Here is a 15,789-nt window from a genome sequence, read left to right as displayed (position 1 = left end):
TATCTCTTCAGGGCGCTTTCGAGCTGCCCTATGATTTAGCATAGTTACGGATTAAATGAAGTGCCCCCTATTAAGTAGACATAATAAAAAACGCCCTGTATAATCTAATTAATAGGGGGGATTTATATGGCTAAAAATTATACTAAAGACTTTAAATTAAAAGTTGTTAAGATATATTTAAAAGGAAAAATGGGTTATAGAACAATTAAAAGAAGGTTTGATATAGGATCTACTTCTACTATTAGAAATTGGGTTAAAAATTATAGATTAAATGGTGAAAAAGGTTTAGAGAATAAGATGAGAACAAGAAAAAATAAATCTAAGAAAGACTCATCAGAAGAAGAAATTTTAAGACTGAAAGCAGAAAATGATTATTTAAAGAAGTTATTAAATATCGAGAGTAGGGATATCCCAAAGCTCTAAAGTTCCAAATAATTAGTGAACTTAGTCATAAATATACCGTTAAAATATTATGTAATATCTCAGGTGTTTCTAGATCAGGGTATTATAAATGGATTAAAAGACAAAAGACTATTACCACTAAGGATTTGGAAGATAACAAAATTAAAGAAATAATTAAAAAGGTTTATAAAGATTATAATGGTAGATATGGAGATAGAAGAATTACAACTGTACTTAAAAATGATTTTAAAATAAACATTAATCATAAAAGGGTTTATAGATTAATGAAAGTATTAGGTTTAAAATCAAAAATTAGAAAAAAGAAAAAATATTTTGGTAGTAAAAAAGATATAATTGAAAGTCCTAATATTTTAAATAGAAATTTTAAGGCTGAAAAACCAAATCAAAAATGGGTCACAGATATAACCTATTTAAAATTTAATAATAAAACATTATACTTATCCACTATCCTTGATTTATTTAATAATGAAATTGTTTCTTATCAAATAACTTCAAATAACGATATTGAATTAGTTATGAATACTGTAAATAATGCTATTAATAAAAGAAAACTAAGTCAAACTATATTGCATAGCGACCAAGGACACCAATATACATCAAAATATTATAATAGTGAACTGAGTAAATGTGATATAAAGTTAAGTATGTCCAGAAAAGGAAACTGTTTAGATAATGCAGCTATGGAGAGTTTCTTTAGCCATCTAAAGTGTGAATTAATGTATATAAATGACTTTAAAACTGAATCGGAAGTTATAGATTCTATATCAGATTATATCTATTTTTATAATTACAAACGGTTTCAAAAAAGATTAAATAATATGGCTCCTGTAGAATACAGAAGCCATATGACCACAGGTGTAGCTTTTTAAAGAAATGTCTACTTATTGGGGGTAAAACCATTAAACCCGTAGCTAAATAATTATTTAAACTTATTATTATCTTTAATCACAAAGTTCATTGTTGACCCATAAAAGATATAAAAGAATTGGAAAATTTTAAAAATATTAATTATTACTTTTAATTCTCTTATTAGCTAAGACTATTTAATCACTCGATAAAAACATTTTCTTTGGGTTTGAAAATAGAACCATAATTTTGTCGTTGAGTCTAATAATTTAATCTTTTGATTATAAATTATACATTATTAATTTTAAATTAATATAAATTTTCCTATTCCCCCTAAACTTACTAAAAGGGAATCTAAGCTTCTTGTTGAATATAAATATTACAAGAGAAATGGTAGTTAAATACTTAAATTTTAAAATAATGGTTAAATCTACTTAAAGGTTTTGGGAAGGAGCTAGAGAATAGTATTATATGAAAAGAGTAATTTTTGAATCTAGAAAAGGCATAATCAATTTCCTAAATCTACCACTTGCTTTTAAATCCATTTCTGTTATAATTAGTTACAGAGAGTGATAATTGTTTTCATCCAAATTGTGTCTGCTAGGTGTATAATTAAATAGCCAGAGGTTGATTATTAACCATTACTTTTATAAGTTAGTGTTTAGTAATGAGTTTCTAAGGCTACATAGAGCCAAGATATATTTTTTACCCTCAGATGTCGAATTTTGTCGAAAGGGATCAAACTAGTGTTTAAGTTATATCATTTTAGATATTATTTTTAAACTGGTCGAGAAAGGAGGTGCCCCCCGTAGACCCTATGAAAATTAAAATGATATGCTTAACAAAGGTATTTTAGAAGTTACTGACATAAGTAAGGGAGTAAAGAAAAAGTGAGGAAACACGGCCACTCAATTTTGGACTTACCCCTAATTATGTAGTAGAACTAAAATATCTTATATATTACAACAAAACTACTACAAAACAAACTAACAAACAACCTAGGGGGAATAATAATGAAGAAATTAATAACAAGCTTTCTAGCATTAGCACTAGTGTTCACATTAACAATTCCAGCAATGGCAAATCCTTTTGGAGATGTTCCTGCTGATCATTGGGCTTATGATGCTGTTAATAAAGCTGCTCAAGCAGGTTTATTAGAAGGTTATGGTGATGGAAGTTATAAACCAGGACAAGACTTAACACGTTATGAAGTAGCTGCTTTAACAGCTAGAGTGTTAGAAAAAGTTGAAACAGGAGATGCAGAAGTAAATAAAGAAGTTGTAGAAGCAATTAACAACTTAGCCAATGAATTTAATAAAGAGTTAGCTCAAATTGATCAAAAATTAGCTAATTCAAAAGTGGTAACAATTTTTGGACAAACTGGAGTAGAATATAAAGACGTAGAATTAGAAGGTAATGGAGTTAAAGATGGTGAAGATGGAAAATCAGTTGTGTATAAAGATCCATTTACAAAAGACTTTGATGATGATGACAATGACTATGTAGATGCAAGCAATTATGATGATGATGATATGATTACTGCTGAAGAATACTTTAAGCATTTTGCTGATTTTAATGTAAATGTTGATAAAGATGGAATGATTGCTGATTTAGATATTAAAGCTGTTGGAAATTACTTTGGTAATTATGGAAATGACGAAGATGGAATGAATGAATCTGCTTTAGAATTAGATGAAATTTCTGGTTCTATTACTACAGAAGACTTTGTTGCAACAATTGGTGATGAACAAGGTTTAGAGTGGAAAGACTATCTATACTTCAATGATGATGATATTGATGGTGTAATCTTTAATTCAGAAAATGCTCAAATTGCATTAGGTAAACGTGATGAAGTAAGAGATATCGCTGTTAAATATGATAATCTATTAAACTTACCTGTAAATGCCTTTGTAGGTATTGAAGATTCAACAGATAGAAATGTTGTTGCTGGATTAGATACAGCATTTAATTTAGCTGGTATTGAGTTTGCTGGAGAGGTTGCTGCAAATGATACAGACTTTGAAGGTCAATTAGCTAGATTAGGAATGAGTAAAGACTTAGGATTTGTGAAATTAGAAGGTAATCTAGAATCAACTGAAAACTTCACAGGTATTAAATATGATACAGATGAAGATGATGGTTTTGAAGGTACTAAGAAGGGTTATGATGTAAAAGCTACTACAACATTAGATAAGGTAGAATTATCTGCACTATATGAAGATTATGATTATGCTATAGAAAGTGAATCAGAAACTACTTTAGCTGCTGAAGTTAAAGAAGATAATCCTTATACAATTGTTGGTGTAGATGTATTTGGTAACTATGAATATGCATTAGAATCTGAAGAAGAAATCAGATATGTAGAAGCTAATAAGGACTTAGGTGCTGTTGCTTTAACTGGTATCTATGATTATGATAATACTGATAACTTAGCAGATAAAGTGGTAGAAGTAGCTTATGCCCCAGAATTTAATGTAAGAGGAATTAAGTTAGCTCCAACTGCTAAAGTTGCTGCAATTTATGATATTGATAATAACCAATCAATTAATAAAGAAGCTGGTGTAGATGCTACTTATGCAGTAAATGATAAAGTAACTGTAAGTGGTGGATATGCTTGGGCTGATAAAGAAGATAGAGTAGATGATGGAATGGAAGGCGAATTTACTACAGCTAAAGCAGGAGTAGAGTATAAGGTAACAGATTCTGCTTCAGCTAAAATTAACTTTGAAAAAGCTGATTATGTAAATGCTACAAATGATGCTGAAGACTTTAATACTCAAAGTATTACTGGTGGAGTAAGCATTGACTTCTAATTTAGATTAGAAGTTAAATCCCCTGGATTCTTCCAGGGGATTTTTTAAATAGTATAAGTTCAAGATCCTTATGGTAATATAATATACAATTCAAAAGTTATTGTGGGGGGCTTGAGTTTATGATTAGATTAAGACAAAGAAAGTCAACGAGATTAAAAGATTATGATTATTCACAAGATGGTTACTATTTTATCACAACTTGTACAAAAAATAGAGAAGAAGTATTTTGGGGAAGAAAAAATAATAGGATAATATTAAGTTTATATGGTGAAATCGTTATGAAACAATGGTTATGGTTGCAGGAACAATATTCTTATGTAGAATTAGATGAGTTTATTGTTATGCCTGATCATTTCCATGGTATTTTGATTATTAATAATGTAGGGAATGGTCGCGACCATTCCCTACAAAAAAACAAATCATTATCAGGTTTAATTGGTGCATTTAAAACTAGATCATCTAAATTTATTCATATTACAGGTTATAGCGGTTTCCAATGGCAGGGATCTTTTTATGATAGGATTATTCGAAATGAAGGAGAATTAGATAGGATCAGGAAATATATTGTTAATAATCCATTGAATTTGACTTTAGATATTGATACTCAACTTAAACTAAGTAAATAAATTTAAAGGGGCTATAATGATGAAAAAATTATTTATACTCTATTTGGCTTTAGTCATCTTAGCATTATATACTCCTTCTGTTTTTGCAGAGACAGTGAAATTAGATAGTCAAATCTTAGAGGTTTATGAGAATGAGTTAGTTAAATTAGCATCTCAAGAGAAATTTGATAATTTATTTGAAGTCATGCAAAAATTGGTCAAAAATGCTTTGTCTACAGAAGAAAAGATAATTAAAGCAGAAGATATTAATGTTATGAATTTTAAATATAACTCTGATAGTAAAATTATTATTTATTATCAGCTGAAGCAAAAGTAAAAAAATAGATTTATTCAAGTGAGATAGCCTTAGGGTTATCTCACTTTTTACATAAGATGGATTTTTTATTGTAAAGTGTTCTGATTAGGCTTATAGAAGTTTATTCAAAAAGGTAATAATATGTAACCTTAACAGTAACAGAGAAAAATTATTTAGGAGAATATAGAGGAATAAGTAGTATAATGGAGAATAAATTAATTAGATAATTAGGCAAAAAGGGGTGAAATTTATTTTGAATAAAGTTAATAATAAAAAGATGTTAATGTTGATATTATTAATCGGGATATTATTTATTTATACTAATGCCGGTATGGCAGCTATTCAACCAGCTACAGCGAATGTGAATGGGACAACCTTAACAGTTAATTATGATGATTTGTCTGTCTCAGAGATATTATTTGATGATGCAGATTCTACTGATGATATTATAACAGTAACAGCTGTACCACTAGATGGTTTTGGATTTTCCTCATGGCAAACTGATAGTGGTGCTACAATAGATAAATATACAACTGCTACAATAGAGGTGGATGTAGCAGAATATCAAAATATTACACCTATATTCAAGAAATTATATACATTAAACATAAACTCAAATGGTAATGGGTCAATAATTAAATCACCTAATAAAGCAGAGTATTTAAAAGGTGAAGAAGTAACTATAACTGCTGACCCTATTGAAGGTTATGAATTTGATAGTTGGAGTGGTGATATAGCTTCAGGGCAAGAAGAAAGTAAATCAATAACTATTACTATGGATAGTGATAAGAATATTAATGCTAACTTTGTACAAGGTAAGATTACTAGTTTTGAAATTGGGCCAAGACATATAGTTAGAGAAATTGATATTAGAGAGTTTGAATTTAGACCTGAATCAGTAAGAGAAGGTCAAGAAGTACCAGATGATGTGACAATTAGCTTCCAATTTAGTGCAAATGCTCCAGTGCTTTATGTAGTAAATAAGAATACTGGAGAGCTTATAGGTGATGCAATTGCTGGACAAGGAGGTAATATTAACTATGTTAGTGCTAATGAGAAGCTAATCTTAACCTCTTCTTTTTTGGTTACGTTAGAGAAGGATACTGAGTTTGAGATTAGATTGGGTAACCAAAGTAATGGTCCAGTATTGGCGACCTTTACTATTAAAGACTCTTTTGCTAGACCTACTATAGATGTTATTGTTGAGGGGCATCCACAGTATGGAACTTTAGAAAGTGGAAGGGTCTATTATTTAAAAGAAAAAGCTAACTTAGAAGTAGATGTAGATGCACAGTCTGATCTAATGAGCCAAAGATATATTAGAGGATACAGTTCAGATATCGGTCCAAAAAGTTTGGATGTAAAGGTTGAGTTATCAGGCTTTGATTGGAAGATAATCAATAGCACCACTAATATTAACCAGGAATTAAATGTTAATATAGCAGATCAAGATTGGAGGATAGATGATACAACTCCTCTTTCTGATGCTGTTAATGCTCTAGACAATGGGGAGTTAGAGGTTATAGCTGTTAGAATGAAGGCTTATGCTACAGGGGCAAGAACTCATGCTGATGAAACCTATTACTTTGCAATAGATAGAGAAGACCCTGATGCAGGGCCAGGTACTAATCCTGACTTTGAAAATGATGTGGAATTTGGTATTATTCATAATAATCAGTTAAAGGTTACTTTTTATGATGCTATATCAGGTATTGATCCAGATAGCATAGAAGCTCAAGCTATAAAAGTAGATGATAATAATGATTTAGAAGAAGAAAGAAAGTTTTATGCTAATTATACAAATGGGCAGTTTGAAACTAGAGCTATGGAAGAAGAGCCTGCAATATTGATTGAGAATGATAATATAATTTATAATGAGGATACTCAAACAGCTCTTTTAGAGAATAACTATTTTGATGAAGGAAACTATGTGGTAAGAATTCTTGCTGAAGATAGAGCTGGAAATGGAGAAGCTGACCCAGATGAGATAGGCTTTACTTTTTCTGTAACTCTGAACAAAGATAAACCAATAATTAATGACATGGCTTTGCGAGATGATGCTGGTAATGATCTTGGTAAAGTAATTAGTAACAATAGTAAGGATGGGTCAAATTTAGAATTTACAATTTATAATTCTGAAGAGCTTAGATATCAAGTCAGACCTGTAGGGGGAAATTGGACTCAGCAAACTCTGATGGAACTTGACAAAAAAATGGAACACTCTTCTCAACCATTAACAGGAGCGTCAGGGTTGTTTAGTGAGTTAACAGATGGGGATTATGAGGTTATTATTGTCGCTGATGACATAGAACTAAATCCTGATATATTAAGCTATTTAGAAAATATAGCCCCAAATTCTGAGGCTGATATTGAAGAAGATGTAAAGAATAAATTAAAGGAACACCTTAATTTAAATGATACTGAATGGGAAGATCAATATAGTGAGCGGATGGCGATTAAGGCCTTTAGGTTTAAAGTTGACAATACTTCTCCAGAGATAGGAGAAAATCTTGAGTATTATAATTCAGGAAATGATCAGTTTGAAGATATTGCTAATCAGACCATATCTATTCTTAGACCACTCTTTAGAATTGATATGAGTGATGATTCAGGTCTTAGAAAGAGTGATATTGAAATAGACATTAATGGGGGATTTGCCGAGGTGGTAAGTATTACTGATACTTATATTACTTTTAGGCCTATTAACTCTTTAGAAGATGGAGTACAGACTGTTACAATAATAGCTGAAGATAGATGGGAGAATGCTGGCGAACCTCAGACTTTTGAATTTGAATTTCGTGGTATAGATGATGATAATTTAGATATCTTTACTATTGATGAAGGTGCCGAATTAAATGTTAATGAAGCTTCCTTGATAGAAATTGATTTTAGGAAGGATGAAAAAAATAAAGATTTGGAAATCACTGAAAACTTGTTAAAAATCACAATTAATTATAAAGTTATATTTGAAAATGGAGAGGTTCAAAGCTTTGATTATAAGGTTAATACCTTTGATAGTGATGGTAATGGAAAGGTAGAACGAGTTGTAATCTTTGCCAAGAAACCAATTCAAGGTATAAGTGGTGGTCCAGTAAACATAATAGTTTCAGCACAAAAAGAGAATGAATATAGTGAACTTTATCCTCAAGAATTAAACTTTACAATTAAAGGTGGAAGAAAAGGATTTGGTTTTGGTCGACTATTAATTGAGAAATAGAAGGAGAATTAGAGGGGAGGAGTTAATAAATGAAGAAACTGTCTATATTAGGATTATTACTAATATTAGCTATTAGTTTATCGGGGTGTTTGGTTCGTGATGCTTCAAGTAATCATACTTTAAGCAATGAAGAAATTGCAGCTGAATCCTTGATAAACCTTGAATATTTCTTTCGTTATAATGAATTCTATAAACGAAAGGATAAGGATGATTATGGATTAGAGGTAGCTGATATAATGGAGCTATTTAATGATAGAAAGTATGATGAAGCAGTGGTAACCATAAGTGATCATACTGGTGCTAAACAAAGAAAAGATTATGATACATTGGAAACTGAATTATATGAACAAAAATATCTTTTTGGTAATCAACCAAATCCCTATCGAATAGGAGTTTATTATCCGATGGATAGAGAAGGTAAGAGTGAAATAGAGGAACAGATATGGGATCAGTTAGAGATTAACATAGATTTAGAGTCTATTTTATTAATCAAAGATGAAAGTGAACTAGAACGAGAACTTACAGATTCCGAAAAACTTAACCGAGAAAGATTAAGAAATTTAAAGCCTGAGGTTCTTTTTGAGACTCAGTCAAAAAGTAAGGTTAAAGTTGGTTTTTTTGTATTAGAACAGGCAGAAGATATAGGCCCTTTGATGACTGATTGGGGAGAGATATATTTTGAATTTATAAATGAAGGTAATGGATGGTTGATTGATCATGTAGCAATTAATTATGAGGATGGTATAGGTGGATTAGATAATGCTCCTATTGATTTTAATGGCTTGGATGATATATTTGTCAACTTTCCAGATTGGGTTAATGAATAGCCAATGGACAAAAGTATTTTAATACTAGTTTTAATAGGAGTTATGATAGTTAGTTATAGTCATAATATTAAATCAGCTAGTGATAGTTATTATAAGCTAAAGTTAGATATTGGTGAATACAATAGTAGTATAAGAGAGGATATGAGTTTAGATTATAATTGGAAGATTAAGGATTATGACTTGGATTTGGAGCTTGATCTGGATAAAAAGTATTATTTTAGTCAGGGAATTCTGGTGGAGGAAAGTAAATGGGATTATGATGACTATTTGATAAGCTTAAACAAGAATAATGATAGATTAGAATGGGGTAATACTTCTGCTCCTTTTACATCTACTTTTTTATCTGGTGGTAACTTATTAGGATTTTACCTTAAGAAAAATAACTATCAAATTTGGCATGGTACTGTCAATGATAGTTCTGGATTTAGGCTTAAAAGTAAAGAGCAGAGTGGATTAAAATGGAACTTGGGAGAAAGGGAAGTATCTTATTTGAGATTAAAGGAAGGTAAAGATTATAATCATTATTTAAGCTATAGTGATGAGTATTTGTTAAATAATAATATTATTGATGTAGAGACTACTTTAGGTCAAGATAGTGATGAAGCTTTAGTAGGCGAAGCCATAGCTGCAAATCTTATATCTGATTTTAATGAAACAAATTATAATCTTGATGTGAATTATGAATCGGCTGATTTTCAAGCTATAAAAAGTAAATTTAACTATGGGCATGGAGATTATGAAGTTACTATAGGGGGATATAGACCTTTAGGTTTTTACTTATTAGATGGAGAGATTAGTTATTTTGAAAATAATTTAGATAGGAAAAGTTCTTCAATTACTAAAGAATGGGGTACAACTTGGAAGATAAACTACTATGGTAATATTGATGGTATTTATAAGCTGAAATTTGATTATAATATAGATAATAATTATGAAACAGAAGGAAGATCTACTAAGAGTAAAGAAGATGAGGTTAATCTGAGATTTAGCTATGATTCTAAAGCATGGGATTATGGTATTAGTTTAAGGCAAAATAATAAAGAATATATAAAAGAGGATATTGTTTTGAATGAGAAATCTGCTAATTTGTTCATTAAATATGATCCAAACACTAATTATAGAACTACATTTAATTATAATATTACTAGAAGGAGAAATAATGATTTAAGGCGGGATTATACTTTCTTATTTAATTATCAAATTAGACCATATGATATATTCAATTACAACTTAAATTTAAGGTTTGAAGATAAATATCATTCGAGAATTGATCTAGATCAAAGTATAGATTATGATTTTTCTGAGAACCAAAAATTAAAGCTTGCTTTATACCTCAGCCATTATTTTGAATCAGATTCTTCATTATATAAAAAGTTAGCCTGTGAGTATAAATATGAATTTTAAAATCATTCTACCTACTTAGCTATTTTATCTAGCTTAAGTAGGTTTTTGTTTTTTATGAATCAATCTATATTAAATCCAAGTATTACTTGTTATAATTATGAATAAAATCTTGCGGTTTTATGATTAATCTAGTAAGATTAATTAAGAAGAGTATTATTTTATACAGTAGATAGGAAGGGTGGACACCTTGAAGAAGATAGTAACATTTTTACTACTTATGTTATTTATATATCCAGCAATTGGACAAGCAGCAGAGGAAGCCCCATTTTCAGTGGAAGCAGATGGATTTATTATTTATGATGAAGAAACTCAAGTAATTCAAGCGGAAAATAATGTGATTATTCAATTAGATAGTGATATGATTAAGGCTGATAAAATTAAGGCCAATCTATTAACAAAGACGATAGAAGCAGAAGGAAATGTTGTGTTAATAGAAGATGATAACAAATTATATGGTGATGGTTTGGAATATGATTATCAGAAAGAAGAGGGTAAGATTTATAATGGAGAAAGCCGCCAAGATAAAATAAGCTTCAAAGGTAAAGAAATAAATATTGTCAAAGATGAACTTATAATTACAGATACTGAATTAACAGCTTGTGATCATGAAACTCCCCATTATAAACTAACAGCTGAAAAGATCAATGTATATCCCAATGATTTAGTTGTAGCTACTGGGGTGCATTTATGGATAAATGACCATAAGATTATGCCTTTACCTACTTATACTACTAGTTTAGATCCTGAAGAGCGAAAGAAGTATGCTATTCCAGAACCTAAAATAGGATATAGTAGAGATGATGGTATGTATCTTGATGTTAATTATGATCATTATGTCAATGAAAACTTGTATGGGCTTGTTCATGTTAAAGCTACAAGTAAGAATACTAATGAACTTGACCTTGACTATGAATATACTCCAAGTGAAAACTTTCAATTCAGGCCTGATCTTAGCTATAAGCAAGGGATAGGTGTTGATGGTACTGTTAGCTTAAAGAATAAAATTGGAGGTATTACAAGTAATATTAACTATAATGCTTATATTGAAGATGATGAAGATGATCCAGATTATAAAGATAAAGAATGGCTGGCTAAGTGGGATTTAAGTACTGATATTTTTGGAATTAAATCTGGCTTGCATTTTAGAAGAGATGAAGATGATACAGAAACCGGAAAGGAAATTACTTTTGATAAGAAATGGTCTGATTATTATTGGCAACTTCGAGCAGGAGAAGATAATAAGCATGACTATAAACCACAATTTTCTATAGGAATTCAGAATAAAGATTTAGGAAATGGAACTTTACTATCTACAGATCTTAGAGTGGCTCAAGTTTATGAAAGAGAGACCGATATTGAGACCTCTAGAAAAGAGTTGGCTCTAAAATTAAAGGATAGTGAAATTAAACTAAGTGAGTTGACTAATCTTTACTGGAGTGGGAAGATATCTAGATCTGAATATGGAACTGGTGATGACTTTGAGACCTATGATTTCAATTTAGGTTTAGATCAGAAGATAGCTTTTCTTGATTTTAACTTAGACTATCAATATTATAATGAGCTGGGAGAGACTCCCTTTCACTTTGATCTATTAACAGATGAAGATAAAAATATGGGAGAAAGAAATTACCTTACTGCTAGCGTTGGAAGTGATTTAAAGTTAAGTGATAATCTAGATTTCAACTGGAATGCACTTGCTCGAAACAGCTACTATGAAGATGGGCAAGAGTATAACTATTATCAATTTGATGCTAAGACGTATTACCAAATTAACGAGTTTAATGGTGTTGGTTTAGGATATAATTATGTAGGAATTGGAGGTAAAACTCCTATTGATGATGAAGAGGTTGAAAGTGACGATTTGGTCAATGAAGTTACTTTAAGTTATAATTTCCAAACCGATGAATTAGAATTACCTTATTGGGATGTAAAGATAGAAACAGGCTATGATTTTATTGATGATGAATTATCTACTTTAAAATATTCTTTTACTAGAGAATTTGATTGCTTTAATACTGGAATTGAATATGATCAATTAGAAAAGGATATTCGTTTTAATCTTAAATTGAAATACTAATATAAAATATAATAGGGTTGATTATAAATTAAGTGACGAGAAGCTTCTCGTCACTTAATTTATTTTAATAAGATATTGGCTAAGGTTAAAACTATATATGATAGAAAAAATAAATTAACTAATAATAAAATCGATTCTATTATTGAGGATAATTACTGATTAAATATTTGTTTTTTCTGCTATATATAATTATTTATTTCTATTTCTTAGCTATTATTGAAGAGCTAATAACTTTATTGTATAATTAAACAGGATGATGTAATATTAAGTCGTTATGCTAATTTGATTTCAATATATGTATATAAAGAGACAGTAACGAGTGACGAGTAACAGGTGACAAATTAAGTTAGTTACTAGTCACTGGTCACTGGTTACTAGTTTATAATACTATAATATCTGATTATAGCAGTTATTATTTTAATAAGAAGGAGTTTAAATATGTTATTAGCCTATTTTATTTATAATTTATTAATTTTTATTATTTTATTACTATATTCTCCGATATTAATTTATAGAATCTTGACTAGACAAGAAGACTTTTCTGGAGTTTTAGAAAGATTTGGCTTTCTATCAAAAGATATAATAAAAAAAGTTAAAGATGAAAAAGTTATCTGGGTTCATGCAGCCTCTGTAGGAGAGACTGGTGCTGCTAGCCCTGTTGTATCTGAATTGAAAAATAAATTTCCTGAATATAAAATTATTTTTTCTACTATGACTAATACTGGAAGAAATATGGCACAGAAGATTATCAAAGAAGCGGATGTGTTTATTTATCTTCCCTTTGATTTCTTTATGATTGTAAAGAGAGTATTAAAGGTAATTAAGCCTAAGTTATTAGTAATCATGGAGACAGAACTATGGCCTAATCTGATTAAATATTCTAAGAAGCAAGGAAGCAAGGTAATGCTTGTAAGTGGAAGGATTAGTGATAGTAGTTTCAAACAATATAAATATTTAGGTCCTTTATTAAAGAATATGTTTGATCAAATAGATCTCTTAAGTATGCAATCTGAGAAAGATATGAATAGAATCTTGGAGTTAGGAGCAGAAAAAGATAAAGTTTCTAATAATGGTAATACTAAATTTGACCAAGAATATGGACAAGTTAATACTGAAGTTAAAGAAGCAATTTATCATGAGTATAAGATTGATCCCAAACAGCCAATTATTGTGGCTGGTAGTACCCATGATAATGAGGAAGAAGAGTTAATTCCTCTCTATCAAGAATTAAAAAGAAGATTTGATAATTTGGTATTTCTGCTAGTGCCTCGGTATATTAATCGAGTTGAAGAATTAGAGAAAATATATAATCATGCAGGGATCAATACAGTTAGAAGAACTAAGATTGAGGCTAGAGATCCTGCAAAAGAATCGGTTATTTTAGTAGATACTATTGGAGAGTTGGCTAAGTTATATGGTATTGCAGATTTAGTATTTGTTGGCGGTAGTTTAATTGAACGGGGAGGTCATAATATATTAGAGCCTGCTGCCCAAGGTAAACTGGTCTTTTTTGGACCACATATGTTTAATTTTAAAGATAGTACTAAGCTATTATTAGAACATAAGGTAGGTATTCAGGTTAATGGGGTATCAGAATTAATTGATCAGATGGATTATTACCTTAGTAATCCTGAGATTTTAGAAGAGGATAGTAGACAAGCTATTAAGATGATTCAAGATAATCAAGGGGCTTCTTGGCGTAATGTTGAGTTGGCAAATAGATTATTAGGTAGAGGAAGGGAATTAAGCAGATGAAGATATTATTGATTAGGTTAAGTGCTATTGGTGATGTGATCCATGCTTTACCAGTTGCTAGAGCTACTAGAGAAAGATATCCTGAGGCAGAAATAACTTGGATTGTCGAGGATAAAGCAAAAGATTTAGTAATCGGTAATCCAAATATAGATAATATTATTATATTACCTAAAGAAGAGTGGAAGAAAGAATTTAAAACTAAGAAGTGGGCAACTTTAAAAAAAGCCCGAAGCTTCTTCAAAGAGTTACAAAAGAAGGAGTTTGATATAGCCTTAGATGTTCATGGCTTATTCAAAAGTGGCCTAACAGCATACTTGAGTGGAGCTAAAAAGAAAATTGGTCCTGCTAAGGGTCGAGAGGGATCTACTCTTTTTTATGATCACAAGGTTGAACTGCCTACAGAAGAGATTCATCAGATTGATAGGAATCTACAGATAGCTAAAGGGGTAGATGTCAAGGCTGAGACTGTAAGTTTTGATATAACCCTTTCAGAAGAGGAAAGAAAGAAGGTAGATCAGCTATTAAAAGGCTTAGCAATAAATGATAGCAAGTTATTAATTACTATTAATCCCTACACTAGTTGGAGTTCAAAGAATTGGTTAAATCAACGTTGGGCAAAAGTAGCTGACAAATTAATCAAGGATTTTAATTGTGAGCTTATATTTACTGGAAGTCCTGCTGATAGAGCTGGGGTTGATGAGATTATAGATTTGATGGAGGAAGATCCATATAATTTAGCTGGAAGAACTAATCTTAAAGAACTTGCAGGAGTCTATGATAGAGCAGATTTATTTATTGGTTGTGATACAGGTCCAATGCATTTGGCAGTAGCAATGGCAACTCCTGTGATTGCTTTATTTGGTCCAACAAATCCACTAACCCATGGTCCTTACGGAGATAATAACATTGTAGTTAAAGGAACTGAAGAGTGTAGATGTTGTTGGAAAAGAGTCTGTAAGCATAATAATGAATGCATGAAATCAATTAGTGTAGATGATCTGATAGATAATGTAGAATTGATAATTGATAATTTATAATTATAATATTTTTATTTTCTGGAACAATAAATTGAAATAGTTTCCAGAAGGGTGAGTATATTGAATAGAAAGAATAATTTGATTTACAAGAAAATATTTAATTTTTCTATAAGAATAATTAATCTTTATAAGTATCTCTCTAAAGAAAAGAAGGAATATATATTAGCTAAGCAATTATTGCGTTGTGGAACGAGTATTGGAGCTAATATCAGAGAAGGGTTAGATGGTCAAAGTAAAAAAGATTTTATTGCTAAATTTTCTATATCATTAAAAGAAGCTGGAGAGACAGAGTATTGGTTAGAGTTGCTTGTTGCATCAGATATTTTAAAAAGAAAGCAAGTTGAGTCGTTATTGTCAGATATAGAAGAGATTATTAAGATATTGACCTCTATATTGAAAACGAGTAGAGAAAGGATAAATAATTAGCTTTGAATAATGATTATAGTTAAAAGGTATTGATTTATAATTA

The 15,789-nt window shown here is 30.2% G+C and carries 12 protein-coding genes; all 12 read left to right on the top strand.

All coding sequences use genetic code 11. The features are described from left to right. Positions 1-126 precede the first annotated feature (126 nt). The 12 genes from OREMA_RS0104770 (at position 127) to OREMA_RS0104715 (ending at position 15,746) form a co-directional block, all read left to right on the top strand. Entirely contained in the window at positions 127-423 is a 297-nt protein-coding gene (locus OREMA_RS0104770) for a helix-turn-helix domain-containing protein (protein WP_018248140.1), read from the top strand. Positions 424-431: 8 nt separating this feature from the next. Further along, on the top strand, positions 432-1,292 hold the full coding sequence (locus OREMA_RS0104765) for an IS3 family transposase (protein WP_157279998.1): 861 nt from the start codon (positions 432-434) through the stop codon (positions 1,290-1,292). Positions 1,293-2,282: 990 nt separating this feature from the next. Further along, on the top strand, positions 2,283-4,082 hold the full coding sequence (locus OREMA_RS0104760) for an S-layer homology domain-containing protein (protein WP_018248138.1): 1,800 nt from the start codon (positions 2,283-2,285) through the stop codon (positions 4,080-4,082). Positions 4,083-4,201: 119 nt separating this feature from the next. Then, positions 4,202-4,708, top strand: a complete 507-nt coding sequence (locus OREMA_RS17165) for a transposase (protein ID WP_018248137.1) — start codon at positions 4,202-4,204, stop codon at positions 4,706-4,708. A gap of 19 nt (positions 4,709-4,727) precedes the next feature. Further along, positions 4,728-5,024, top strand: a complete 297-nt coding sequence (locus OREMA_RS0104750) for a hypothetical protein (protein ID WP_018248136.1) — start codon at positions 4,728-4,730, stop codon at positions 5,022-5,024. A 232-nt stretch (positions 5,025-5,256) separates the two neighbouring features. After that, positions 5,257-8,220 carry an InlB B-repeat-containing protein gene (locus tag OREMA_RS0104745; protein ID WP_018248135.1) on the top strand — a complete coding sequence of 988 codons (2,964 nt, stop codon included), beginning with the start codon at positions 5,257-5,259 and terminating at the stop codon, positions 8,218-8,220. A gap of 29 nt (positions 8,221-8,249) precedes the next feature. Continuing rightward, entirely contained in the window at positions 8,250-9,047 is a 798-nt protein-coding gene (locus tag OREMA_RS0104740; RefSeq protein WP_018248134.1) for a hypothetical protein, read from the top strand. 42 nt (positions 9,048-9,089) lie between these two features. After that, positions 9,090-10,451: a hypothetical protein gene (locus OREMA_RS0104735; RefSeq protein ID WP_018248133.1), complete on the top strand. Its 1,362-nt coding sequence runs from the start codon at positions 9,090-9,092 to the stop codon at positions 10,449-10,451. 187 nt (positions 10,452-10,638) lie between these two features. Continuing rightward, positions 10,639-12,528, top strand: a complete 1,890-nt coding sequence (locus OREMA_RS0104730; protein WP_018248132.1) for an LPS-assembly protein LptD — start codon at positions 10,639-10,641, stop codon at positions 12,526-12,528. 438 nt (positions 12,529-12,966) lie between these two features. Continuing rightward, positions 12,967-14,283: a 3-deoxy-D-manno-octulosonic acid transferase gene (locus OREMA_RS0104725; RefSeq protein WP_018248131.1), complete on the top strand. Its 1,317-nt coding sequence runs from the start codon at positions 12,967-12,969 to the stop codon at positions 14,281-14,283. Continuing rightward, on the top strand, positions 14,280-15,320 hold the full coding sequence (locus OREMA_RS0104720) for a glycosyltransferase family 9 protein (protein ID WP_018248130.1): 1,041 nt from the start codon (positions 14,280-14,282) through the stop codon (positions 15,318-15,320). The genes OREMA_RS0104725 and OREMA_RS0104720 overlap by 4 nt, the downstream gene beginning before the upstream one ends. A 60-nt stretch (positions 15,321-15,380) precedes the next feature. Further along, a complete protein-coding gene (locus OREMA_RS0104715) occupies positions 15,381-15,746 on the top strand; it encodes a four helix bundle protein (protein WP_018248129.1) in 366 nt (121 codons plus the stop codon). Positions 15,747-15,789: the final 43 nt, after the last annotated feature.

The organism is Orenia marismortui DSM 5156 (assembly GCF_000379025.1).
Lineage (GTDB): Bacteria > Bacillota > Halanaerobiia > Halobacteroidales > Halobacteroidaceae > Orenia > Orenia marismortui.
This window is presented reverse-complemented; position numbering and strand designations above follow the sequence as displayed.

Coding starts and splice junctions, on each gene's coding strand:
- OREMA_RS0104770 (WP_018248140.1), top strand. CDS start 127: ATGGCTAAAAATTATACTAAAGACTTTAAATTAAAAGTTGTTAAGATA.
- OREMA_RS0104760 (WP_018248138.1), top strand. CDS start 2,283: ATGAAGAAATTAATAACAAGCTTTCTAGCATTAGCACTAGTGTTCACA.
- OREMA_RS17165 (WP_018248137.1), top strand. CDS start 4,202: ATGATTAGATTAAGACAAAGAAAGTCAACGAGATTAAAAGATTATGAT.
- OREMA_RS0104750 (WP_018248136.1), top strand. CDS start 4,728: ATGAAAAAATTATTTATACTCTATTTGGCTTTAGTCATCTTAGCATTA.
- OREMA_RS0104740 (WP_018248134.1), top strand. CDS start 8,250: ATGAAGAAACTGTCTATATTAGGATTATTACTAATATTAGCTATTAGT.
- OREMA_RS0104735 (WP_018248133.1), top strand. CDS start 9,090: ATGATAGTTAGTTATAGTCATAATATTAAATCAGCTAGTGATAGTTAT.
- OREMA_RS0104725 (WP_018248131.1), top strand. CDS start 12,967: ATGTTATTAGCCTATTTTATTTATAATTTATTAATTTTTATTATTTTA.
- OREMA_RS0104720 (WP_018248130.1), top strand. CDS start 14,280: ATGAAGATATTATTGATTAGGTTAAGTGCTATTGGTGATGTGATCCAT.